We start from the raw sequence: 24,004 nt of genomic DNA, 5'->3' as shown, positions 1-24,004 counted from the left end.
GGACCGGAGACCGGAAGACCGGGGGTCGCTCATGGACAGCCTTGGCGCGCTGCGCGCGGTCGAATACGGGTATCTCGACGAGCGACGGCAGGTGTACCTCGACCACACCGGCGCGGGACTTCCCGCCCGCGCCCAAGTGCGGGCGCACGCCGACCGGATCGCGGCGGGCTGCTACGGCAATCCGCACTCGGTCAGCCCGGCCTCGCAGGCGTCGGGCGAACTGGTGGAGCGGGCCCGCGCACGGGTGCTCGCGCACTTCAGGGCCGATCCTGCCGAGTACGCCGTGGTGTTCACGGCCAACGCCACCGGGGCGTGCCGACTGGTCGGCGAGGCCTACCCGTTCGGGCCGGACAACCGGCTGGTGCTCACCCTCGACAACCACAACTCCGTCAACGGCCTGCGGGAGTACGCCCGCGGCCGGGGCGCGGGGACGGTGTACGTACCGCTGGAGGCGCCGGGCCTCGGCATCGACGCGACGGCGATGGACGCCGTTCTGACGGGCGCGAGGCCGCGGGCGGGCACGGAGTCCGGGGCCCGGGGGCCCGGACTGCTCGCGTACCCCGCGCAGAGCAATTTCAGCGGGGTCCAGCACTCGCTGGACTGGGTGACCAGGGCGCGGGCGGCGGGCTGGGACGTCCTGCTGGACGCGGCGGCCTACGTGCCCGCGAACGTGCTCGACCTCGGCCGGTTCAGCCCCGACTTCGTGGCCGTGAGCTGGTACAAGGTCTTCGGCTACCCGACCGGCATCGGCTGTCTGCTGGCCCGCAGGGAGGCGCTGACGCGGCTGCGGCGGCCGTGGTTCTCCGGCGGCACCATCCACGTGGTGAGCGCCCAGGGCCTGTGGCACCACATGGCCGACGGCGAGGCGGCCTTCGAGGACGGCACGGTCAACTACCTGAGCATTCCCGACATCGAATTCGGCCTCGACTGGATCACCGGCGTCGGTGTGCAGTCGATACACCGTCATGTCACCTCGCTCACCGCCGAGTTACTGGCCGGGCTGCGCGGTCTGCGGCACGCCGACGGCAGCCCGCTGGTACGGATCTACGGTCCGCAGGACACCACCGGCCGTGGCGGCACGGTCGCGCTGAATCTGCTCGGCGCCGACGGACGGGTGATCGACGAGCGGATCGTCGGCCGCGACAGCGCCGCGCGCGGCATATCGCTGCGCACCGGCTGCTTCTGCAACCCCGGCACGGGCGAGGTCGCCTTCGCCATCGACCGCGATGTACTCGGCGGCGCCGTCCGTACCGCCACCGGCACCATCGACGACTACCTCGGCCGCCTCGGCCTGCCCTCCGGCGGCGCCGTCCGCGTCTCGCTCGGCCTGTCCTCCAACGCGGCCGACGTGTCCGCCTTCCTCGCCTTCGCCGCGCAGACCTACCGCGACCGCTCGCCCGACCCGGCGGGGCTCAGCCCGCGGCTGGTCTGCTGACCGTGCGGCACTTGCGCGCCAGCACCGCCCACGCGGCGGCCAGGAACAGCGCCGTGAAACCGGCCAGCAGCAGCCAGCCCGCCCACACCGCCCGGTCGAACGAGCCGCCGTACGAGGCCAGCAGCGGCGGCCCCAGCGGTGACGCGCCGTGCGCCCACAGCTGCCGCAGACCGATCCCGCCGCCCAGCGCCTCGAACGCCCACCGGTTGGTCATCGCCGCGCTCAACACCCGTCCCGCCCAAGCCATTTGGGGCACCGGCACAAAGGCCCCCGAGAACAGCACCTGCGGGAAGCAGAGCATCGGGAGCATCAGCGTGGCCTGCCCCGGATCGCCCACCGCCGCCGACGCCAGCAGCCCCAGCGCGAGCGCGGCGGCCGACGCGAGCAGCACGGTCAGGAACAGCGACCCGTACGTGCCCCACCCGGCGGCGGGCAGCCGGTTCAGACCGCGCAGCACCGCGAGCAACGCCGCGTCCGCCAGGGCCAGTACGGGCAGCAGCAGCGCCGCCTTCGACAGCAGATAGGGCCCGAGCCGCAGCACGGTCAGCCGCTCCCTGCGCACCACCGCCAGCTCCGCGCAGATCTGCAACAGGCCGTAGGTCAGCCCGAAGAAGAAGCCGCCGAAGGCGATCCAGAACAGGATCATCGCCGCGGAACCCGGACTCGGCGCCGCCGGATCGAAGGCCCCCGGCCGGAACAGCAGCGCGAACATCGCCACGATCACCAGCGGCGACCCCACGACGACCGCCGCCGTCAGCCGATTGCGCGCCATCAACTCCCCGGCCCGCCGGGTGAGCAGCCACCACTGCCCGACCGCCCCGAGCGGCGCCGGGCGTGTGGCGGCGGCGCTGTCGGCCACGGGCGCCGCCTCGGGCGCGGGGCCGGTCTCCTCCGCGGCAGCCTCGTCCGCCGCCCGCGCCCCGCGGGCCACCGCCCCGTACACCTCCTCCAGCGTCGGGACGCCGTACGCCGCCGTGAGGGTGGCCGCCGTGCCCAGGTGGGCCGGGCGTCCTTCAGGGGTGAGGAACAGGACGCGGTCGCAGCGGGTCAGATCGGCGGGCGCGTGCGTGGTGAGGACGACGGTGACGCCGTCGGCCGTCAAGTCCCGCAGGGTGCGCAGGAGTTCCGCGCCGGTCGCCGGGTCGAGTCCGGTCGTCGGCTCGTCCAGGAACAGCACGCGGGGGCGGGTGAGGAGTTCGACCGCGATGCAGGCGCGGCGGCGCTCGCCCTCGCTGAGGGTGCGTACGGGCTGGCGGGCGCGGTCGGCCAGGCCGACGGCGGCCAGCGCGTCGCGTACGGCCGCGTCCAGGAGAGCGGCGGCGGTCCGGGCGGGCATCCGCAGGCGGGCCGCGTAGCCGAGGGCCCGGTCCAGCGGCAGGTCGTCGTGCATCACGTTGCCGTGCGGCAGATACCCCAACGCCGGTCGCAGGACGGCCGGTTCCGTACTGTCGTGCAGGACGCGACCGGCCGAGGGGGTACGGATTCCGGCCAGGATCTCCAGCAGCGTCGTCTTGCCCGACCCGCTGCCGCCCGCCACGGCCAGCAGCTCGCCGGGCGCGATCCGTACGCTCACCCCCCGCAGCGTCTGCCGCCCCGACGCGACCCGCTGCCCCACGCCGTACGCCTCGACGCGGAGACCGCCGTCGCTCATCGTGCCCCCTGACCGACCGCTTGGTACGTTGAAGGTGTCGCGGCGCCTCCCGCAGGGGCGGGCCGCCGGTAGCGTACGCGAGCCCCGGGAGCGGGCACAGGACGAAGGAGTCTGACGCATGGACGGACCGGTCTGCACCACCCGGCAGGGCGACGTACGCGGAGCGGCCGGCCAGGACGGCGTCGCCGTCTTCCGCGCCATCCCTTACGCCGCACCGCCGTTCGGACCGCACCGGTTCATGGCGCCGCAACCGCCCGCCGCGTGGGAGGGCGTACGCGACGCGACCGCGTTCGGCCCGACCGTGCCCAAGGGCCCCTACGTCAAGCCGTTCGACGTGCTGCTGCCCGACCCGGACATCGCGGGCGAGGACTGCCTCAACCTCAATGTGTGGACACCCGACACCGCGGGCGGCGCACCGGTCATGGTGTGGCTGCACGGCGGCGCCTTCATGAACGGCTCGGGCTCGCTGCCGATCTACGACGGCGCCGCGTTCGCCCGCGACGGCGTCGTCTGCGTGACCGTCAACTACCGCCTGGGGACGGACGGTTACCTGTCCCTCGACGGGGCCCCCGACAATCGCGGAGTGCTCGACCAGATCGCCGCCCTCGAATGGGTTCGCGACAACATCGCCGCTTTCGGCGGCGACCCCGGCCGCGTGACCGTCTTCGGCGAATCGGCCGGCGCGATGAGCATCGGGGTGCTGCTCACCGCCCCCGGCGCCCGAGGACTCTTCCACCGGGCGATCCTCCAGAGCGGCGCCGCGCACCACACGATCGGCCGGGACACCGCCCGCAAGGTCGCCGCGCACTTCGCCGCGGAACTCGGCGTCGAACCCACCGCCGCGGCCTTCGCCGCACTCCCGCTGGACGTCCTGCTGCCCGCGCAGACCGCCCTGCGCAACGAGGTCACCGCCAACCCCGACCCCGCGCTGTGGGGCGAGGTCGCGCTGAACGCCATGCCCTTCGAGCCGATCGCGGACACCGCGAGCACCGCCGCCCGCGCCCACCCGGTGCCGGGACCCGGCGCCGACTGCGCCGTCGACCTGCTGATCGGCACCACCGCCGAGGAGTACCGGCTCTTCACCGTGCCCAGCGGCGTCATCGACTACATCGACGACAGGCACCTGCGGGCCGCGATCACCCGGCACGGCCTCGACCCCGACACCGCGCTGCCGCTCTACGCGGCCAACCGCCCCGGCGCCACCACCGGCGACCTGTTCTCCGCCGTCCTCACCGACTGGTTCTTCCGGATACCCGCGGTCCGCCTGGCCGAGTCCGTGCGGCGCGCCCACGTCTACGAATTCGGCCGCCGCTCCACCGCCTTCGACGGCCGCCTCGGCGCCTGCCACGCCTCCGAGATCGCCTTCGCCTTCGACAACCTGGACGCGCCCGGCGAGACCATGCTGCTCGGCGAGGCCCCGCCGCAGCCGCTCGCCGACACCATGCACGCCGCCTGGGTCTCCTTCGCCGTCACCGGCGATCCCGGCTGGCCCGCGTACGACACCCGGGACCGTACGACCATGGTCTTCGGCACGGCGGACGACCCCGCGCACTGCGGTCCGGTACGCGACCCCCGCCCGGACGAGCGCGCCCTGTGGGACGGCGTGCGCTGAGCCCTTCGCGCCGGCCCCTCCCGCGCGCCGAACTCCCGTACGCCTGAGGGACGCGTGGCCGGTACGCACCCGGCGGCGGGCGGCGGTGGCCGGAACGTGTCGCTACGGGCGGGTGAACCGGCGGGGTGACAGGTGCGACGGGGCCGGGAGGCCGACGGTCGGGGGGTCGCAGGGCCTACGCTGAGTGCGCGCGTCCGGCGCGCGTACCGGTTCGCGTGTGCCGGTCCGATCCACCCGCCAGGGGTGAGCCGGACCGGCCCACCCCTCACGCCGTACAGCCGTAGAGCCCTCTAGGAGTCACCCCATGTCCGAAGGTCCCCTCGTCCTGCCGCCCGTACGGCTGCTCCCCGCGGACGACCTCGCGCGGCTGGCACTGGCCGTGCCGCTGCTGGACCGAGCGCTGCGGCTGACCCGGTGGGCGACACCGGAACGGCCGGTCGACGCGATGGGCGAGCTGCTGGACGACGACCTGGTGGCCGCCGCCGCGGAACTCGGCCTCCCGGTGGACGAGGACGAGGAAGGGCTCGCCGAGACCGCCCAGGCGTGGGGCGTCGCCGTCGACACCGGCCTGCTGGTCCTGGAGATCGACGAGGAGGCCGAGGAGTCCACGCCGGTCGGCGAGGTCGCCGGTCGCGCGCTGCCCGGCGAGGCGTACGAGCGGATCACCGCGGGCCTCCCGCAGGACGTGCTCGACATCTGGCTCGCTGCCGCCGAGTCGGCCCTCGCCGACGCCGCCGCACCGGACTTCGAGAGTCTGCGCGAGGTCATGGACGACGGCGACCAGGTACTCCTGGACGAGCTGGACTGGGACCCGGAGAAGGAGGCCGAATTCCTCGACAGCGCGCTGGTCAACCTCTACGCGCTGATGGCCGTGGAGGACTCGGCGGTCGCCGAGGACGGGCCCGACGCCGTACCGCTGCCGGTGCTCGCCGCGTCCCTCGTCGTGCCCGACGAGATGGACCAGCCCAGCGACGCCGTCCTCGAAGAGGTCACCGAGGTGATGATGCGGCTGGACGACCACTTCCGGCTGCTCGCCACGACCGGACTGCTGGACTACCAGCCGGTCGACGAGGCGCTGATCGAGGAGGCGGAGGGCGACGGGGAAACCGGCTCCTTCCCCGAATTCCCCGAGGGGGCCGTCGGGGACGACCTCGACCCCGAGGAGGTCTCCCGCTACGGCATGGTCCTGCTCACGCCGCTCGGCGTGCACGGCATGCGCGAACGGCTCGTGGACGCGGGCGCGCAGGCCCCCGCCATCGGCGACCTCGCGGGCGGGTCGGGCGTCGACCTCCTCGAAGCGCTGACCGGCTACCCCGACCAGGCGGCGCGCGTGGAGGCCGAGCTGTGGCTGGAGGACCGCAAGCCGGCCGACGCCGCACGCGAACTGCTCGCCGCCGCGCGCGGCGACGACGCCGGTGCGCCGGGCCGTCGTCTCATCTGCCAGCAGACGCTCACCCTGCTCGGCGCCGAGGCCGAGCCCGCGCTGCGCGAAGTCCTCGACGACCGCGCGCTCGGCGGCCTCGCCCGCGTCTGGCTCACCGAGAGCGGCGCCGCCGACATCCCCGCGCCCGACGCGGACATGGTCTTCTGGCTCACCATCGACACCCTCGCCGCGCAGCTCGCCGCCGACGACGCCCCCGAGATCCTGGCCGACCTCGTCCGTGACCTCGTCGCCCGGCACGACGGCTTCTTCGACGCCGCCTGGCGCGTCGACCACCCCGCCACCGCCGACGTCCTCGAAGCCATGGGGCGTCTCCACCCGGACCGCAAATCCGCCAAGGACGCCCGCAAGGCGGCCTTCAAGGCCCGCTCCCGCCAGGGCCTTTCGGGCTGACGCGCGGCGGTCCACCGCTCGGGGCGCGCCCCCGCGCCGGGGGCAACCGGGTGGCCGTCTCGCGGAAGGACGCCGTTCATCCGGGGTTGGCCGGGGGGCGGCACCGTGGGTGCTCAGCGCGACGTGAGGAGCCCCGGTGCCGGTCAGCCGTACGCGGGAGGCCGTGGTGGCCGACCCGAAACGAGGTCACGCGTATCTGACCGCGGGAACGTCGTTGTGCCGGCGGACACCGCCGTCGGCGCAGAACGGTGGCGTGCTCCAGGCGTTCCGGTGCATCGACTCCGGGGGCCGCTACGTGGACGACCTGTCACGGGCGACCGGGCCCGGCACCGTGTACGGCGTGGACTGGGTGGAGACGCCGTTCGCGGCGGGCGAGGTCACGCGGGCGCACGGGCTGACGGGCCTGTGGTGGGCGGACGACGGGGTGTACCTCGTACGTGAGGGGGCCGTCTGGTTCTACGCGCCCGGCCGCCGCACGCTGACCCTGAAGACGCCGGGCTGACGGGCTGACGGGCTGACGGGCTTCCGGGCTGACGGGCTGATGTGCGGCCGGGCTGAGGGGCGGACCGCCGCCCGGCCGCGCTCGTCACCGCCGTGACGAGCGAGGCCGGGTGCGGCCGGGTGCGGCCGGAACGTTTCAGCAGCCGCTGAGGACCGACGTGAGCTTCGACTTCTCCGCACTGTCCACGGTCAGACCGTAGTAGTGCTTCACCTGCACCCACGCGCGGGCGTACGTGCACTGGTACGACGCCTGCGGCAGCCACTCGGCCGGGTCGCCGTCGCCCTTGGAGCGGTTGGAGTGCGCGGAGACGGCCACGAGCTGCGGGCGGGTCACGTCGTTGGCCAGCGCCTGGCGCTGCGCGGTGGTCCAGGCCCAGGCGCCCGAGGCCCACGCCTCGGCGAGCGGCACCAGGTGGTCGATGTCGAAGGTCGACGGGTCGGTGGTGGTCACGCCGTCGTACGGGCTGGTCCAGTTCCCCGAGGTCGCCTTGCACGAGCTGTCGGTCACCACGCTCGTGCCGTCGCGCTTGATCACGTACTCGCGGGTGTCGCAGGTGCCCGAGATGGTGATCCAGGTCGGGAACAGATTCCGGTCGTACGTCGAGGCGTGCGTCTCCGCGGTGGCCGTCATGCCGGACAGGTAACTGCGGGCGGTGGAGGCGGCGATGGGGGTCGGCAGAGCGGCCTGTGCGGGGCCGCCGCTGACGAACAGGACGGTCAGCGCGAGCAGTGCCGCGCTGACGGCGGCACAGATTCCGTGCACGAGACGGTTTTTGGGCATGACTGAGCGCTCCCGTGGCTAGGGGGTCGAGCGGTACGGGTGGTTCCCGACCAGGGTCCCGGCCACGGGTCTATGCGGGTAGACCGTCAGCGGTAAATTTTATGTGACCATGACATGTTGATGTGCGAACGTCCGGTGGCGGTCCGGCCCGTACGAGGCCCGCGCGGCGCACGAGCCGGTGCGTGCCGGGGTCCCACGGCCTCCGAGCGCCGTGCGCACGGCGCCCCCGCGCCCGCCCGCTACCGGTCCTGGCCCCGGCTCCCGCCGCCGTGCGGGGCGGCGCGCGGGACTTTATGGTCGGCGCGGGGGCCCGGGACGAATGGAGCTGCTGTGACCACTGCGCGCGACATCATGCATCAGGGCGTCGAGACGATCTCCGCCCACGAGACCCTGGACGTGGCCGCCAAGCGGATGCGGGACGCGGACATCGGGGCCTTGGCGGTCACCGGTGACGACGGCGGGCTCCAAGGGGTGCTCACCGACCGGGACATCGTGCTGCGCTGTGTGGCGACCGGCCACGACCCGGGCGCGGTCCGGGCCGCCGACCTGATGGACGGCAGCCCGGTGACGGCCGCGGCCGACGACGACGCGGGCAGCGTCGTCGCGACCATGTCCTCCCGGCGCATCCGCCGGGTACCGGTGGTCGAGGGGAGCCGCCTGGTCGGCATCATCAGCGAGGCCGACATCGCCCGGCACCTCGGCCCGGCCGAGGCGGGCGCCCTGGCGACGGCGATCCGCGCGGTCTGAGGCTGGTCGCGCGGTGTGAGCCCGGTCCGCGGTCTGAGGCCGCCGCGCGGTGTGAGACCAGCCTGCGATGTGAGACCGGCCCGCGCCGCCTGAGGCCGGTCCCGCGCCGCCTGAGGCTGGTCGCGCGGGCCGACGCCCGTCCGCGCGGACTCATGCCAGCCTGCGCGGACCGGCGGCGGCCCCGCAGGGCACACGTCCGGTCCGCGGTGCCTCAGAGCGCCGCGGAGGCGGGCCGCACCATCCCCTTGGCGGTACGCGAGTCGATGAAGTCGCCCATGGCGGTCATCTCCCACTCGCCGGAGAACTGCTTGATCAGCTTGGCCATCAGGACACCCGTGCGCGGCTCGCTGCCGGTCAGGTCGAAGCGGACCAGCTCCTCGCCGGTGCCCGCGTCGAGCAGCCGGCAGTACGCCTTGGCGACCTTGTTGAACTTCTGCCCCGAGTACGAGTTCACCGTGAAGACCAGACCGGTGACCTCCGGCGGCAGCCCGCCCAGGTGCACGGTGATCGTCTCGTCGTCGCCCGAGCCCGCGCCGGTCAGATTGTCACCGGAGTGCTGGACCGCGCCGTTGAGGATGGACAGCTTGCCGAAGTAGCAGGTCGCGATGTGATTGCGCTGCGGACCGTAGGCGATCACCGACGCGTCCAGGTCGATGTCCCGGCCGCCGAAGGCGGGCTCCCAGCCCAGGCCCATCCGCACCGAGGACAGGAACGGCTTGCCCGCCTTGACCAGCGAGACCGTCTCGTTCTTGCGGAGACTGACCCGGCCCTTGTCCAGATTGACCTTGCCCGCGCCCGGCGCGGGAGCGGGCGGCGCGGCCGGGGGAGCGGAGGGCGGCGGCGGCAGATACGCGGCGGGCGCGCCGGAGGGCGGCGGCGCACTGGGCAGTCCCGGCGCGGGCGGCGGCGGGGTGAACGCGGCGGCGGGGGCCGCGGGGGCCGCGGGCTCCTCCACATTCACCCCGAAGTCGCTGGCGATGCCGCCCAGCCCGTTGGCGTACCCCTGGCCGACCGCGCGGACCTTCCAGGCGCCGCCGCGCCGGTACACCTCGACCACGACGAGCGCGGTCTCCGGGCCGAGCCCGGTGGGCGTGAAGGTGGCGATCACCGAGCCGTCGTCCGCGCTGCGGACCGTGGCCGTCGGTGTCGTACCCGCGAAGGGACCGCCGCCGTCCAGGCTCGCGGTCACCACGACCTTCTCGATCCCGGCCGGGACCGCCGCGGTGTCCACGGTGATCGAGTCGGGCCCGGAACCGCCCCCGGAGCGGTGGCTGACGCCGGGCCCCTGGGGCTGGTTGTAGAAGACGAAGTCGTCGTCGGAGCGCACCTTCCCGTCACCGGTCAGGAGCAGGCCCGAGACATCGAGCCGCGCGGAGGAGGCGGCGACGTCCACGGCCACTCGGGGCACGGAGAGCGGCACATTCGAGCCAGGCGTCATAGCGGTCATGCCCCCGTAACGACCGACTGTTGTTTGCGGTTCCATGACCCGGAGATCAGCTTCCGGCCCGTTATGGGCACCCGGTCCCGGCGCCCATTCCGGCGCCCGCGCCGGCTCGTACCGGCAGCGTCGCGCCCGCGGTTGCGTACGGTCGGACCCGTATCGGCAGCCCCGTACCCTCACACCCGCACGCCCCGCCCGTCACCGGCGGTCGCGGGCACGTCGAGGCCGTCCGGGGAGCCGGGCGGCAGGGCGAAGGCGGAGGCGACCTCGGGCGGGAGCGCGGACAGGCCGAGCAGGCCGCAGACGGCCCGGGTGGTGAGCGCGTGCCAGACGGCCGCCTGGCGCAGCATCGCGTGGTCGCCGCCCGGCAGCACGAAGCGGCACACCTCGGCGCCCTCGGCCCTGGCCCGCTCCGCCATCCGCAGCGACTCCACGGGCGAGGTGATCCGGTCGGCCTCCGCGTGCAGGAACACCAGCCGGGCCGCCGAGAGCTGCTCCACCGGCTCCCCCGGCAGGCACCAGGGGGCCAGCGCGACCGTGCCGACCACCCCGTCCGTACCGGCCACCCGCAGCGCCGCCCTGCCGCCCATGGAGTGCCCGACCATCACGACCGGCGCCCCGCCGGTCCGCCGGGACAGCTCCGCCAGCGCGTCGGCCGCGTCCCGCGCGGCGTCCGCCCGCTCCCCGTTCCAGCCGCGGTGCCGGTAGCGGGCCTCGGCGAGCACCACCCGGCGGCCCCGCGTCGCGCGGGCCAGCGCCCGGACGAAGGGGCGCATCCGCAGCCCCGGCGCGTTCAGCCGGGACGGCCGGCCCATACCGCGCTCCCGGCCGCCGTGCAGCACCAGCACCGCCGCCTCGGGGGCCGCCGCGGAACGCCGCACCACCAGGCCCCGATACCCCGCGCGTGCGCTGTCGCCGTCGCGGTCCTCTGCCACCCGTGCCTCCACCCGTGTCCGTTCCCTCCGCCGACGTGCCGTGACAGGTGCACGGACGTTCCGGAATCCCCGTTCCGCCGTACCCCGTCAATCCTCCGTCATTCGTAGCGACGACGGTTCCGGATGGGTCGCGCGGCGGCCCCGACGCACAGGTTGCCGGATCGAACAGGGGTCCGGAGGCTCCCGCATATACGCTCCTGCCCTGGGCAAGTACGCTCAGCGCAATCTCAATGGTCGGGCAGCCGAAGGCGGAGGAAGAAACGTGGTGCAGAGCGGCCCGGTCGGAGTTCCGGCCGGACTTCCGGTGGGCATCCCGCACACCCGCGACGGGCGTGACAGCCGTGATGTTCGTGACATTCGCGACAGTCAGAGTCCGCGCACGGCGCCGCCCGCCTCCTTCGGGCAGTCGGGCCCCGCGACGGTCCTGCTGGTCGAGGACGACGACGGCGACGCCCTGCTCGTCGAGGAGTACCTCGCGCTGAGCGACGCCGCGACCCAGGTGGTCAGGGCGAGCAATCTCGCCGAGGCGCTGGAGCTGCTGGCCCGCCGCGCCGCGCCCGAGTGCGTCCTGCTCGACCTGCACCTGCCCGACGCCTTCGGCGTGGACGCGGTGTCCCGGCTGCTGAAGGACGCGCCCGGCGCGGCCGTCGTGGTGCTGACCGGTCTGTCGGAGGAGGACGCCGGGCTCGCCGCGGTCGCCTCCGGCGCCCAGGAGTACCTGTCCAAGAGCGCCCTCGAACCCCAGTCGCTCAGCCGCGCCATCCGCTACGCCGTCCAGCGCAAGCAGATCGAGCGCGCGCACGTGGCGCTGCGCGAGAGCTCCATGCGGGCCGAGGAGAACGCCCGGCTGGAGCGCGGGCTGCTGCCCACCCCGCTGCTGCGCGGCGACGACTGGCAGGTGACCACCCGCTACCGGCCGGGCCGCGACCACGCGCTGCTCGGCGGCGACTTCTACGACGTCGTGCAGACCGAGGACGGCACGGTGCACGTCGTCATCGGCGACGTGTCGGGGCACGGCGCGGCCGAGGCGGCGCTGGGCGTGTGCCTGCGGGTCGCCTGGCGGTCCTTCGTCCTCGCCGGCACCCGCGGCGCCGAACTGCCCGGCATGCTGGAGCAGATGCTGGTCGCCGAGCGCGCGGGCGAACACGTCTTCGCCACCCTCAGCTCCCTGGAGTTCGCCCCCGACCGCACCACCGTCAAGATCGTCAGAGCCGGGCATCCGGGGGTGCTGCTGCGCCGCGGCGCCGACGTCCAGTGGTGGGAGCCGGCGTACGGGCCCGCGCTCGGGCTGCTGCCGGGGCAGGGCGTCTGGCCGGTGACGACCGAGACGCTGGACGGCGCGTCCGTGGTCCTGTTCACCGACGGCCTCTTCGAGTGGCGGTACGGCGACGGGCCGGAACGGCTCGGCGAGGACGGGCTGTTGGAGCTGGCCCGGAAGAACGGCGCACTGCCCGCGGAGGCGTTCGTCGACGCCTTGATCAACGCGGCCGAGACGGCGACGGCGGGGCGCGGCGGTCTCGAGGACGACGCGGCCGTGATGCACGCGGGATGGCGGGCGAGGTCATGACGGAACACCCGCCCGTGTCGGGGCCCGGTTCGGAGCCGACGCAACCCACGGCGCCCGCGCCGGAGCCGACGCCTCAAGCCGCTGCCGGGGCCGCGTCCGCTGCCGGGGCCTCGCCCGCTGCCGGGGCCGCGCCCGGTCCCGAGACCGAGCCCGTCGCCCAGTCCACGCCCGATCCCACGCCAGTTCCGGAGTCCGCGTCCGTGCCGCATCCCCCGACCGACCCGCCGCCGGTGTCCGAGCCCGAGCCCGTATCCGAGCCTGAGGCCGTATCCGAAGCCGTATCCGAAGCCGGGCCCGTGTCCGAGAGCGCGCCCGTACCCGGGCCGCGGTCCGAGTCCGGTCCCGACGTCGATCCCGGCCCCGACGTCGAACCCGCTCCGGACGTCGATCCCGCGCAGGATTCCGATCCCGCGCCCGACGTCGTGCCCGCCCCCGTACCCGCTCGCGGGCAGAAGGCCCCCCGGACGAGGTCCGGCTTCCGGCCGCGCGAGAAGGGCCGGATCACGGTCCAGGGCGCGTTCAACCTCGTGCTCGGCGGGATGACGCTGCTCGTCCTCGTCTTCGCGGTGATCGGCGCGCAACTGCTCGCGCACACCACGTCGATCTCCGACCACCTGGCCAACCGGGTGCAGCCCGCGCGGGTGGAGGGGGTGCGGTTGCAGACCGCGCTGCTGGACCAGGAGACCGGCGTGCGCGGCTATGTGCTCACCCATTCGACGGAATTCCTCCAGCCCTACACCGAGGGCCTCGCGGACCAGAAGACGATCACCGCCAGGCTGCGCCCGCTGATCAGCGGCAACAAGCGCGCCTCCGCCGACCTGCTGGCGCTGGAGGAGGCGGCCGACCGCTGGCGCACCACGTACGCGCTGCCGCTCATCGAGCACGCCCGCGAGGGCCTGCCCGCCTCCGCCGACACCTCGCTGCTGGACAGCAGCAAGCGGGGCTTCGACACCGTACGCACCCAGTTCACGATCCAGGACACGCATCTGAAGGAGGACCGGCAGCACAGTCAGGATCAGTTGCGGCGCGTGCGCAACGAACGCGACGCGGTGTTCCTGGCGATGCTGGCCTGCTTCCTGGTGGCCATGGTCTTCCTGGCGCTGCTCCTGCGCCGGATCGTCGGCCTGCCGCTGGGGCGGCTGCGCGACGACGCGCTGCGGGTCGCGGGCGGCGACTTCGACACCGGGATCGAGCCCAGCGGCCCGGCCGATCTGCGGGTGCTGGCCGAGGCTGTGGAGGCGATGCGCAGCGGTATCGCGGGCGCGCTGGCCGAGGCGCACGGCCAGCGCGGACTGCTGGCCGCCCAGGCGGCGGAGCTGACCGAGCAGGCCGAGGAACTGCGCCGCTCCAACGCCGAGTTGGAGCAGTTCGCCTATGTCGCCTCGCACGACCTCCAGGAGCCGCTGCGCAAGGTCGCGTCCTTCTGCCAGCTCCTGGAGAAGCGCTACCGGCACGCGCTGGACGAACGCGGCGTGCAGTACATCGACTTCGCGGTCGACGGCGCCAAGCGCATGCAGATCCTCATCAACGACCTGCTGGCCTTCTCGCGGGTGGGCCGGGCGCAGGACGACCACCGGCCGGTCCAGTTGGAGAACACGCTCGACCAGGCGCTGTACAACCTCGCGGAGCGGCTGGAGGAGTCCGGGGCGCGCGTCGAGCGGCCCGCCGTGCTGCCGGACACCGTCGGCGACGCGACGCTGCTGGCCCTGGTCTGGCAGAACCTGATCGGGAACGCGATCAAATTCCGTTCCCCCGACCGGCCGCCGGTGATCACGGTGGAGTCGGGAACCGCCCCCGACGGCACGCTCGTCTTCAGCGTCACCGACAACGGCATCGGCATCCAGGAGGAGTTCAGCGAGAAGGTCTTCGTGCTCTTCCAGCGGCTGCACAGCCGCAACACCTACGAGGGCACCGGCATCGGCCTCGCCATGTGCCGGAAGATCATCGAGCACCACGGCGGGCGCATCTCGGTGGACAACGAGTACACCGGCGGCACCCGCATCCGTTTCACGCTGCCCGCCGGGGCAGAAGAGTCACCTGACCAGGCGGCGGCGCCTGGCATCGAGGGAGCAGAGGGAGCACCGCGCGTATGAGTCAACCCGTACAGCCGATCGAGGTCCTGCTGGTCGAGGACGACGCGGGCGACGAGCTGATGACCCGGGAGGCGTTCGCCGACAACAGGATCGGCAACACCCTGCACGTGGTCCGCGACGGCGAGGAGGCGCTGGACTTCCTCTACCGGCGCGGCGCCCACCAGGACGCGGTGCGGCCCGACTTGATCCTGCTCGACCTCAACCTGCCGAAGTACGACGGGCGTCAGGTGCTCGAAATGATCAAGGGCGACCGGGACCTGGCCATGATCCCGGTGGTGGTGCTCACCACGTCCGCCACCGAGGAGGACATCCTCCGCAGCTACAAGCTGCACGCGAACGCGTATGTCACCAAGCCCGTCGACGTGGAGCAGTTCATCAGCGCGGTGCGGCAGATCGACGACTTCTTCCTGTCGGTGGTACGGCTGCCCGGCCGCTGAGCGGCCCGCGGGCGGCGTCCGCGCACGGTCCGTACGGCTCCGCGCGTCCACCTGTGCGTCTCGCAACGCGTCTCGTCCGTCAGTACGGCCAGATCGGGGGGTCCGTGCAGAACGGGCCGCCGAGGTTGGCGTGCGCGGGATTGTCCGGGTCCAGCTCGCCCTGCTCGGCGATGAGCTTCGCGGCGAACGGCTCCGAGTCGTCCCGCGGTTCGTACCCGAGCGCGCGGGCGCCCGAAAGGTCCCACCACAGGCGGGTGTTGGCGGAGCTGCCGTAGACGACGGTGTGCCCCGTGGTCCCGGCGCTGAGCGCGGCGTGGAAGAGCCGGGCGCCGTCGGCCGGGCTCATCCAGACCGACAGCATCCGCACCGACGTGGGTTCGGGGAAGCAGGAGCCGATGCGTACGGAGACGGTGTCGATGCCGTGCAGGTCCGCGTAGAGCTGCGCCAGGTCCTCGCCGAAGCACTTGGAGAGCCCGTAGTAGGTGTCGGGGCGGCGCGGGGTGGTGATCGGGATCAGCGCCTCGTCCGGCACCGGGGAGCCCTGCGGCCGCGGGGTGAAGCCGACGGCGTGGTTGCTGGAGGCGAAGACGATCCGGCGGACGTTCTCCTCGCGGGCGGCCTCGTAGAGGTGGTAGGTGCCCTCGATGTTGCCGCGCAGGATCTTGTCGAAGGAGGACTCCAGCGAGATACCGGCGAGGTGGATGATCGCGTCGACGCCGCGCACCGCCTCGCGCAGCGCGTCCCGGTCGGACAGGTCCGCGGTGATCACCCGCGTGCCGTCGGGCGCCCCCTCGACCGGGCGGACGTCGAACAGCCGCAGGTCGTATCCGTACGACGGCAGCAGGCCGCGCATGAGGGTGCCGAGGCCGCCTGCGGCGCCGGTGAGCAGGACGGTGCGGGGAGCGGGCATACGGGGTCTCCGTGTCTGGCGGGGGCTTCGCTGACCTCAGGGGTCACTGTAGACGGCTGACGTCCGCTGTGGGTATGTCCATGGACGACGTTCAGGTATATGGACATTTCCTGGCGGTGGGCGCGGGCGGCGCGGGGGCTCTTGGAGGTGCCCGTCGGCTTGACCTGCCCAGGTCACCTCGCCTAGCGTGGCAGCGTTCATGAATATAGACATGGATCAGATGAGCGCACAGACTTCAGGGGGAACCCGATGACCTCACCCGCCCTCGCCGAGCGCCTCGACGGCCTGCTGTTCTTCCCCGTGACGGCCTTCGGCCCGGACGGCGCTCTCGACCTCGACGTGTTCCGCGCGCATGTGCGCGCCGGGGTGGAGGCGGGCGCCGCCGCCGTCTTCGCGTGCTGCGGCACGGGCGAGTTCCACGCGCTGTCCCCCGAGGAGTTCCGCGCGTGCGTCGCGGCGGCGGTGGAGGAGGTCGCGGGGCGGGTGCCGGTGGTGGCCGGGGCCGGATACGGGACCGCGCTCGCCGTGCAGTACGCCCGGCTCGCCGAGGAGGCGGGCGCCGACGGCCTGCTCGCCATGCCGCCCTACCTCGTCGTCCCCGGCCAGGAGGGCATGCTGCGGCACTACGCGGCGCTCGCCGCGGGCACCGGCCTCGATGTCATCGTGTACCAGCGCGACAACGCTGTCTTCACCCCCGAGACGGTCGTCGAACTCGCCAAGGTGCCCAACATCATCGGCCTCAAGGACGGCCTCGGCGACCTCGACCTGATGCAGCGGATCATCAGCGCGGTCCGCACCGAACTCCCCGGCCAGGACTTCCTCTACTTCAACGGCCTGCCCACCGCGGAACTCACCGGCCTCGCCTACCGCGGCATCGGCGTACTCCTCTACTCCTCCGCGGTCTTCGCCTTCTCGCCCGAGATCGCCCTCGCCTTCCACAAGGCGCTCACCACCGGCGACGACGCCACCGTCAACACGCTGATCGACGGCTTCTACCGCCCGCTGGTCAACCTCCGCAACCAGGGCCGGGGTTACGCCGTCTCGCTGGTCAAGGCGGGGGTCCGGATGCGCGGCCTGGACGTCGGCGAGGTCCGCCCGCCGCTGTCGGAGCCGTCCGCCGCGCACGTCAAGGAACTGGCCGACCTGATCGAGCAGGGCCTCGCGCTGCTCGGCGACCGCTGAACGGGCCCCGGACATGCCGACCATGAGGACTTCCGCCTTCGTCTACCCCTGGGACGTCGTGGGCGACCCCGAGGCGGCCGAACGGATCGCCGCCCTCGGCGTCCAGCAGGTCACCCTCGCCTCCGCCTACCACTCCACCCGCGCGCTGACCCCCCGTCACCCCCGGCACCGGATCGTCACCGCGGAACACTCCGCCGTGCTCTACCCGCCCGACGAACAGCGCTGGGAGGGAAGGGAGTTGCGGCCCTACCCGGCCGGGAGCTGGGCGAGGGGCGGGTCCGGGTTCGGGTCCGGGGACAGGGGCGGGTCCGGGTTCGGGTCCGGGTCCGGGGACAGGGGCGGGGTCGGGTTCGGGTCCGGGGATTTCGACGGGGACGGCGCCGGTGACGCCTTCGGTACGGCGGCCCGCGCGCTGGCCGCCGCCGGGCTCGACGTCCACACCTGGGTCGTGCTCGCCCACAACTCCCGCCTCGGCGCCGAGCATCCGGCCACCTCGGTGGTCAACGCCTACGGCGACCGCTACCCGTGGGCGCCCTGCATCGCCCAACCGGCCGTCCGTACCTACCTGGTGGACCTCGCGGCGGAGGCCGCCGTACGCCCCGGCGCGGGCGGCACCGAACTGGAGTCCCTGGGCTGGTACGGCCTCGCCCACCTGCACGCCCACGACAAGATCGCCGGGGTGCCGCTCGGCGACGCCGCCCAGTACCTGATGTCGCTGTGCTTCTGCGCGCACTGCCGGGACGGCTACGCCGGGCTCGGCGCCGATCCCGCCGACGTGGCCGCCGCCGTCCGCCGCGCGCTGGCACCCGTCTTCGAGGGGGACGCCCCGGGCGACGCCGCCGGGCTCCCGGCGATCGAGAAGCTGCTCGGCGCGGAGTTGACGGCGCTCACCCTCACCTGGCGTACGCAGACGGCCGGTTCGCTCCAGGAGCGGGCCGTGGCCGCCGTACGGGCCGCCGCCGCGCCCGGCTTCCAGGTGCTGATGCACGCCGACCCGGCGCCGTACCGCTGCGGCGCCAACGCGGGCGTGGAACCGGCCCGCGTCCTGGCCCACGCCGACGGGCTCGTGCTGCCCTGCGCCGGCGGTCCGGCCGCCCGCGAGGCGATGCTGACCCCGCTCGCCCCGCACCGCCGCGAAGGCACCGTACTTGCGGCGAACCTCACCGTCGTCTCCGGCATGGGCGGCAGCCCCGGCACGCTCGCCGAGGCCGCCGCGCACGCCGCCGCGCTCGGCGCCACCGAACTGCGCCTGTACCACGCGGGCCTGGCCTCGGACGCCGACCTGAGGGCCGTACGGTCGGCGCTGGCCTGAGGCGCGGAGCCTTCACGGGTGCGCGCCGACGGCACGCGCCGACGACGGGCCCGCGCGGCGCGGGCACGCCGGGGGCGGGCGGGAGCACGAGACGGGCCGGGGCGCGGCGATCATGGGGGTACCGCCGCGCCCCGGAGCGTCACCCTCAGGTGAGGCGGGAGGGCTGTGCGTACTCAAGTCGCCACCGGGGCACCGGAGGTTGCCGCGTATGACGCGAATATTTCCGGCGGGCTACGGGAGCCGTCCGGTCAGAATCCGCCGTCGACCGACGACGTGCCGTCGGGCTCGGTCCAGCGGGCGGTGTACGTGTCGCCGCCGGTGGCGCGGGCGCCCGCCGCGTGGTTGAACTGGCCCGAGAACGTGTACGTGCCGGGCGCCAGCGTGTTGTTCGCGTCGAGCGTCCAGCGGTAGACCAGCTCCGCGCCCTCCACGGTCACCGTGGGGTTCGTGCCGCCCGAGACGGAGGTCCACGAACCGGTGCTGCTGACGCCTTCGGTACGGGCCACGCGCAGTTCGACGCTGAGCGTCGTGAGCGGCTTGCCGGTGGTCAGCACCACATCGCTCTGCGTCCAGTAGTCGTTGCTCGCGCTGTCCACCGAACCCCGCGCGGTCAGCGTGCCGTTCCGCGCGGTCTCGACCGAGCCCGGCGCGCCGCCGTCGATGCCCGAGGTGGTGGCCGCCGACGACGGGGGAGTGCCGGTGGGGGAGGACGCGCCGCCGGACGGCGTGCCCGTGGGACGCGTACCGCCGGTGCCGCCGTGGCGGCCGGACGGGTGCGACGACGCGGCCGGTGAACGCGGCTGCGCGGCGGGGGAGTCGGTGCCGACCGGGCTGGAGGTCGCGGAGTGCGTGACGCCGGGCCCGCCGGAGGTCACCACGGACTGCGTCGGCTCGCCGTTGCCGGTCACGGCGCCGACCGCGAGGCCGCCGAGGCCGATCGCGCCCGCGACGGCCGCCGTCACCGCGGCGATCCGCATCCACGGCGCCCCGGTCCCGCTGCCGTGCCCGTCGGACCGCCCGCCGGTGCGCGGCGGCTCCGCCATCCCGTGCCCGGCCATGTCGCGTTCCGCCATGCCCTGTTCGACCCGCGCCAGCATCCGCTCCCGGTCCGGCCGGTGGGACCCGGCCGCGTCCCGCAGCCGTTCCGGCAGCTCGGCCCTGTCGGTCCTGTCGGCCATCACACTCCCCGTCCCGTACGAGTACGAGCCGCAGGACCCGCCGCACCCATGATGCGCGCCGCGCCGGGGCCGGTGACGACCGGGCCCGCGGCGCCGGGGACGGCGGGGCCGGGTACAGGGCCCGCACCGCCGGGGGCGCCCGCGCCCGGCACCGTACCCGCGCCCGGCACCGTAGCGGCACCCGGCGCCGCACCGGCGCTTGGCACCGCCCGCACCCCGTCGCCCGCGGCCGGGTCCGGCTCGGCGCCGCCCGTCCGCGGCGCCAGCAGCCGCTCCAACTCCGCGACGCCGCGCGACGTCTGGCTCTTCACCGTACCCACCGAGATGCCGAGCACCGCCGCCGTGTCCCGCTCCGACAGGTCGAACGCGTGCCGCAGCACCACGCACGCCCGCTTGCGGAACGGCAGCCGCTGCAACGCCTCGCGCACGTCGAGCACGGCCGGTACGTCGGGACCGTCGGTCCGGTCCTGCGGCTGCGACCAGAACAGCGCGATCCGCCGCCGCTCCCGTACCGCGCTGCGAATGCGCGAGCGGGCCAGATTGGTCACCACACCGCGGGCGTACGCGACCGGGTGGTCGGCCGCCCGCACCCGGTCCCAGTGCCGCCACATGGCGACCAGGGCGTCGGCCGCGAGATCGTCGGCCGCGTCCGCCTCACCGGTCAACAGGTGTGCCAGACGCGCCAGTTCCGCGTAGTGCTGCTCGAAGAACGCGTGGAAATCAGCGGCGGCGTCGGCGTCGTCGCCGATGGCTGTGCCCACGGTCACCTCTTCCTGCCCGGACCTCCCCGCCACGGCGCGGCGTGAGCGTAGCAGCGGTGGAAGGCCATGGGCAGAGGTCGGGAAACAGCACTTCGGCGACGGGCGGCGAACCCCGGATCAGCAGGCCGACTGACGGCTCGTCACGTCAGGGCGCAGCGCTGTACCCGGGTGACGATCTCCAGGTCGAAGGGGCCGCCGGAGGTCTCGGGACGGGACGTCAGATAGTCCCTGATCCGCCCCACCAGCGCCTCGCGCTCGGCGGGTTCGAGCACCAGGACGTGGGAGTGGGTGGCGACGGTGGCCAGCAGCGAGTCGACCGTCCGCGGCTGCCGGTGCGGGAACTCGCCGTGTTCGACGGGCGTGAAGCCGGTGTGCCGGTCGATGCCCTTGCCCGGCCGCCAGTCGATGTACGACACCCGGCTCGCCGTCACCTTGTTGAGCCCGGCGATCCACTCCACCCGGTCGTCGTCGGTGTTCCACAGCGCGCCCAGCGTGCCGCCGGGCCGCAGCACCCGCGCGATCTCCGGCATCGCCCGCTCCTGGTCGAACCAGTGGAACGCCTGCCCCACCACGACCGCGTCCACCGAGGCGTCCGCCAGCGGGATCTCCTCCGCGCCGCCCGCCAGCGCCGTCACCGACGGCAGCAGCCGCTCCAACTCCGCGCGCATGCCGGGGTCCGGCTCCACGGCGGTGACCCGGTGCCCGAGCGCCACCAGCGACTGGCTCAGCTTGCCGGTGCCCGCGCCGAGGTCCAGCACGTCGAGCGTGCCGCGCTCGTCGTCGGTCGCGTGCAGCGCCCACCGCACGCCCGCCACCGGGTAGTCGGGCCGGTGCGCGGCATAGGCGGCGGCCTCGGCGCCGAAGGAGGAGGCCCGGCGGGCGAACATCTGGGTATCGGATTCGCGCATGCCGCCGACCCTACGACGCCGGCCGTACGACCGTCAGAGGCGGCGCGTGGCGAGCAGCAGCCGGTCCCGCGCGTCGAAGAGCGTGTCCTTGATCATCTGCTCGTGCCCAGGCGTCAGCCGGGCCACCGGCACCGAGCAGCTCACCGCGTCCCGCGCGGGCGTGCGGTACGGGATCGCGATCCCGAAGCAGCGCAGCCCGAGGGTGTTCTCCTCGCGGTCGACGGAGTAGCCCTGTTCGCGGATCTGGGCCAGCTCCTCGATCAGCTTCTCGCGGTCGGTGTGGGTGTGCTCGGTCAGCGGCTCCAGCGTCTCCGGCAGCAGCTTGCGCACCTGCTCGTCGGTGTACGTGGCCAGCAGCGCCTTGCCGAGCGAGGTGGAGTGCGCGGGCAGCCTGCGCCCGACCCGGGTGAACGGCCGCAGATAGTGCTGCGACTGCCGGGTGGCCAGGTAGACCACGTTGGTGCCGTCGAGGCGCGCGAGGTGGATGGTCTCGCTGGTGTCGTCGGACAGCCGGTCGAGCGTGGGCCGCGCGGCGGCCACCACCTCGTCACCGTCGATGTACGAGGTGCCGACCAGCAGCGCGCGCACGCCGATGCCGTACCGCGTACCGGTGGCGTCCGTCTCGATCCAGCCGAGGTCGACCAGGGTGCGCAGCAGCATGTACAGGCTGGACTTCGGGTACCCCACCGACTCCTGCACGGCGGCCAGGCTGTGCATGCCGGGGCGGCCCGCGAAGAACTCCAGCAGTTCCACCGTGCGGACCGCGGACTTGACCTGGGAACCGGCTCCCTCGGCAACAGCCATCGCGTACGACCCCTCTAAGACGTTCGTGGTGCTCGTTCAGTCGTGCTCGTGTGTGGTGCGTGTTCGTCGTGTCTGTCTGTCGTGCTCGGTTGTCGTGACCGTTCGTCGTGCGTGTCCGTCGTGCGTCACGTCGTTGCGTGTCCGTCGTGCGTGTCCGTGCGCGCGCCGTGCCCGGCGCCCGCCTTGTCCGGCCGGGCCCGTGGACGTAGGCTCCGGACGATCGGTGATTCATATCTGAAGACGTTGTTCAGTATAGAGAACGATGCCGTCATGCAGTACGGAAATGTGGAGGTTCTTCCGGTGGCAGTACCAGTCTGGAGCGTCGACCCCCGAACCGGGAAGCAGCGGGAGCAGGTCGCGGTGGAGGCCACGGCCGACGAGGTCGACGCCGCCGTGCGCGCGGCGGCGACCGCCGTTCCCGCGCTCGCCGACCGCAGCGTACGCTCCCGCCTGCTGCGCGGCGCCGCCGGGCTGCTGGAGGACGAGGGCGCGGCGGTCATCGCGGCGGCCGACGCCGAGACCGCGCTCGGGCTGCCCCGCCTCACCGGTGAACTCGCCCGCACCGCCTATCAGTTGCGCGCGTTCGCGGATGTGGTCGACGAGGGCGGCTATCTGGACGTGATCATCGACCACGCCGACCCGGCGGCCCAGCCCATCCCGCGCCCCGATCTGCGCCGCTACAAGATCCCGCTCGGCGTCGTCGCCGTCTACGCGGCCAGCAACTTCCCGCTCGCCTTCTCCGTACCCGGCGGCGACACCGCCAGCGCGCTCGCGGCCGGGTGCCCGGTCGTGGTCAAGGCGCACCCCGACCACCCCGCCACCTCCGCGCTCTGCGCCGACATCCTGCGCCGCGCCGCCGTCGCCGCGGGCCTGCCCGCCGACACCGTCGTCCTCCTGCACGGCTTCGAGGCCGGGGTCGAGCTGGTCAAGCACCCGCTGGTGGCCGCGGCCGGCTTCACCGGCTCGGTCCCCGGCGGACGCGCCCTCTACGACGCCGCCGCCGCACGGCCGCGCCCGATCCCCTTCCACGGCGAACTGGGCAGCCTCAACCCGGTCGTCGTCACCGAGGCCGCGGCGGCCGAGCGCGCCGAGCAGATCGGCACCGGGCTCGCCGGTTCCTTCACCCTGGGCGTCGGCCAGTTCTGCACCAAGCCGGGCCTCGTCCTGGCCCCCGGCGGCGAGCACGGCGACCGGCTGGTGGGCGCGCTCACCGGCGCCGCCTCGGACGCGGGCCCCGGTGTGCTCCTCGACGCCCGCATGCGCGACAACTTCCTCAAGGGCGTCGCCGCCCGCGCCGCCCTGCCCGGCGTCGAGACCCCCGTCACCGCGGGCGACGGCGGCGAGCACGCGGTGCGGCCCGGCTTCGTCACCGTCGCCGCGGCCGACCTCACCGAGCAGGGCGCGTACGACCTGCTCCTCGAGGAGTGCTTCGGGCCGCTGACCGTCGTCGTACGGTACGGGTCCGCCGCCGAACTGGCCGCCGTGCTCGACCGGCTGCCGGGCAGTCTCACGGCGACCGCGCACCTCGGTTCGGAGGAGGCCGGGCAGCCCGGCGGCGAGGCGGCGGCGCTGCTGGCCCGGCTCACCGGCCTGGCCGGGCGCGTCCTGGTCAACGGCTGGCCGACCGGTGTCGCGGTGGCCCCCGCCCAGCACCACGGCGGCCCCTACCCGGCCACCACCTCGACCTCCACCTCCGTCGGCGGCACCGCCATCGAGCGCTGGCTGCGGCCGGTGGCGTACCAGGACACCCCGCCCGCGCTGCTGCCGCCCGAGCTGGCCGACGCCAACCCGCTGGGCGTCCCGCGCCGGGTCGACGGCGTCCTGGTCAGGTGATCCCCGGGGGCACGTCGGTACGTGCCCCGGGCCGGACTGACCCCGAGGTCCCGTCCGGTGCCGCCGGACGGGACCTCGGGGC

18 protein-coding genes and 2 pseudogenes are annotated in these 24,004 nt (G+C 73.9%); 11 read left to right on the top strand and 9 right to left on the bottom strand.

All coding sequences use genetic code 11. The features are described 5' to 3' along the window. The first annotated feature begins 31 nt into the window (after positions 1 to 31). A complete protein-coding gene (locus tag ACZ37P_RS00490) occupies positions 32 to 1,435 on the top strand; it encodes an aminotransferase class V-fold PLP-dependent enzyme (protein WP_467344167.1) in 1,404 nt (467 codons plus the stop codon). Here ACZ37P_RS00490 and ACZ37P_RS00485 read toward each other — a convergent pair. Next, the gene (locus ACZ37P_RS00485) at positions 1,413 to 3,086 is read right to left on the bottom strand and encodes an ATP-binding cassette domain-containing protein (RefSeq protein ID WP_401714617.1); all 1,674 of its coding nucleotides are present in this window, start codon (positions 3,084 to 3,086) and stop codon (positions 1,413 to 1,415) included. The genes ACZ37P_RS00490 and ACZ37P_RS00485 overlap by 23 nt on opposite strands. 118 nt (positions 3,087 to 3,204) lie before the next feature. Between ACZ37P_RS00485 and ACZ37P_RS00480 the strand changes: the two genes are divergently transcribed. From ACZ37P_RS00480 to ACZ37P_RS00470, 3 genes and pseudogenes are all read left to right on the top strand, one after another. After that, positions 3,205 to 4,698 carry a carboxylesterase/lipase family protein gene (locus ACZ37P_RS00480; protein ID WP_401714615.1) on the top strand — a complete coding sequence of 498 codons (1,494 nt, stop codon included), beginning with the start codon at positions 3,205 to 3,207 and terminating at the stop codon, positions 4,696 to 4,698. Between the two features lie 304 nt (positions 4,699 to 5,002). Next, the gene (locus ACZ37P_RS00475) at positions 5,003 to 6,532 is read left to right on the top strand and encodes a hypothetical protein (RefSeq protein WP_355333820.1); all 1,530 of its coding nucleotides are present in this window, start codon (positions 5,003 to 5,005) and stop codon (positions 6,530 to 6,532) included. A 157-nt stretch (positions 6,533 to 6,689) separates the two neighbouring features. Then, positions 6,690 to 7,022, top strand: a pseudogene (locus ACZ37P_RS00470) (Tat pathway signal sequence domain protein); the annotation flags it as partial. 147 nt (positions 7,023 to 7,169) lie between these two features. Here the strand turns inward: ACZ37P_RS00470 and ACZ37P_RS00465 are convergent. After that, entirely contained in the window at positions 7,170 to 7,814 is a 645-nt protein-coding gene (locus tag ACZ37P_RS00465; protein WP_355333817.1) for an HNH endonuclease family protein, read from the bottom strand. 330 nt (positions 7,815 to 8,144) lie between these two features. Between ACZ37P_RS00465 and ACZ37P_RS00460 the strand changes: the two genes are divergently transcribed. Further along, positions 8,145 to 8,561, top strand: coding sequence for a CBS domain-containing protein (locus ACZ37P_RS00460; RefSeq protein WP_355333815.1), 417 nt, complete (start codon positions 8,145 to 8,147; stop codon positions 8,559 to 8,561). 211 nt (positions 8,562 to 8,772) lie between these two features. Here ACZ37P_RS00460 and ACZ37P_RS00455 read toward each other — a convergent pair whose 3' ends face one another. Both ACZ37P_RS00455 and ACZ37P_RS00450 read right to left on the bottom strand, forming a co-directional pair. Further along, positions 8,773 to 9,999 carry a TerD family protein gene (locus tag ACZ37P_RS00455; protein WP_391044125.1) on the bottom strand — a complete coding sequence of 409 codons (1,227 nt, stop codon included), beginning with the start codon at positions 9,997 to 9,999 and terminating at the stop codon, positions 8,773 to 8,775. 179 nt (positions 10,000 to 10,178) lie between these two features. Then, positions 10,179 to 10,937: an alpha/beta hydrolase gene (locus ACZ37P_RS00450; protein WP_401714612.1), complete on the bottom strand. Its 759-nt coding sequence runs from the start codon at positions 10,935 to 10,937 to the stop codon at positions 10,179 to 10,181. Between the two features lie 355 nt (positions 10,938 to 11,292). Between ACZ37P_RS00450 and ACZ37P_RS00445 the strand changes: the two genes are divergently transcribed. From ACZ37P_RS00445 to ACZ37P_RS00435, 3 genes are all read left to right on the top strand, one after another. Continuing rightward, positions 11,293 to 12,504 carry a PP2C family protein-serine/threonine phosphatase gene (locus ACZ37P_RS00445; RefSeq protein ID WP_355334674.1) on the top strand — a complete coding sequence of 404 codons (1,212 nt, stop codon included), beginning with the start codon at positions 11,293 to 11,295 and terminating at the stop codon, positions 12,502 to 12,504. Between the two features lie 296 nt (positions 12,505 to 12,800). After that, positions 12,801 to 14,597, top strand: coding sequence for a sensor histidine kinase (locus ACZ37P_RS00440; protein WP_467344163.1), 1,797 nt, complete (start codon positions 12,801 to 12,803; stop codon positions 14,595 to 14,597). Further along, complete coding sequence (locus ACZ37P_RS00435; RefSeq protein WP_355333804.1) at positions 14,594 to 15,034, top strand: response regulator; 441 nt, start codon at positions 14,594 to 14,596, stop codon at positions 15,032 to 15,034. Before ACZ37P_RS00440 ends, ACZ37P_RS00435 begins: the two co-directional genes overlap by 4 nt. 79 nt (positions 15,035 to 15,113) lie before the next feature. On the opposite strand, the gene ACZ37P_RS00430 is transcribed toward ACZ37P_RS00435, so the two are convergent. Then, positions 15,114 to 15,944, bottom strand: coding sequence for an NAD-dependent epimerase/dehydratase family protein (locus ACZ37P_RS00430; protein WP_391159679.1), 831 nt, complete (start codon positions 15,942 to 15,944; stop codon positions 15,114 to 15,116). Between the two features lie 249 nt (positions 15,945 to 16,193). Between ACZ37P_RS00430 and ACZ37P_RS00425 the strand changes: the two genes are divergently transcribed. Continuing rightward, positions 16,194 to 17,126: a 5-dehydro-4-deoxyglucarate dehydratase gene (locus ACZ37P_RS00425; RefSeq protein WP_355333799.1), complete on the top strand. Its 933-nt coding sequence runs from the start codon at positions 16,194 to 16,196 to the stop codon at positions 17,124 to 17,126. Positions 17,127 to 17,148: 22 nt separating this feature from the next. Continuing rightward, a complete protein-coding gene (locus ACZ37P_RS00420) occupies positions 17,149 to 18,438 on the top strand; it encodes a hypothetical protein (RefSeq protein ID WP_467344159.1) in 1,290 nt (429 codons plus the stop codon). Positions 18,439 to 18,686: 248 nt separating this feature from the next. Here the strand turns inward: ACZ37P_RS00420 and ACZ37P_RS00415 are convergent, their stop codons facing one another. From ACZ37P_RS00415 to ACZ37P_RS00400, 4 genes and pseudogenes are all read right to left on the bottom strand, one after another. Beyond that, a complete protein-coding gene (locus tag ACZ37P_RS00415; RefSeq protein ID WP_467344157.1) occupies positions 18,687 to 19,616 on the bottom strand; it encodes a hypothetical protein in 930 nt (309 codons plus the stop codon). A gap of 254 nt (positions 19,617 to 19,870) precedes the next feature. Then, a pseudogene (locus ACZ37P_RS00410) lies at positions 19,871 to 20,377 on the bottom strand (SigE family RNA polymerase sigma factor); the annotation flags it as partial. A 140-nt stretch (positions 20,378 to 20,517) separates the two neighbouring features. Continuing rightward, the gene (locus ACZ37P_RS00405) at positions 20,518 to 21,285 is read right to left on the bottom strand and encodes a class I SAM-dependent methyltransferase (RefSeq protein WP_467344155.1); all 768 of its coding nucleotides are present in this window, start codon (positions 21,283 to 21,285) and stop codon (positions 20,518 to 20,520) included. Between the two features lie 33 nt (positions 21,286 to 21,318). Next, complete coding sequence (locus ACZ37P_RS00400; protein WP_355333788.1) at positions 21,319 to 22,089, bottom strand: IclR family transcriptional regulator; 771 nt, start codon at positions 22,087 to 22,089, stop codon at positions 21,319 to 21,321. Positions 22,090 to 22,389: 300 nt separating this feature from the next. On the opposite strand from ACZ37P_RS00400, the gene ACZ37P_RS00395 reads away from it, so the two are divergent. After that, entirely contained in the window at positions 22,390 to 23,922 is a 1,533-nt protein-coding gene (locus ACZ37P_RS00395; protein WP_467344152.1) for an aldehyde dehydrogenase (NADP(+)), read from the top strand. The last annotated feature ends 82 nt before the right edge of the window (positions 23,923 to 24,004 follow it).

The sequence above is a fragment of the Streptomyces sp. NPDC024632 genome (genome assembly GCF_055559175.1).
This window is presented reverse-complemented; position numbering and strand designations above follow the sequence as displayed.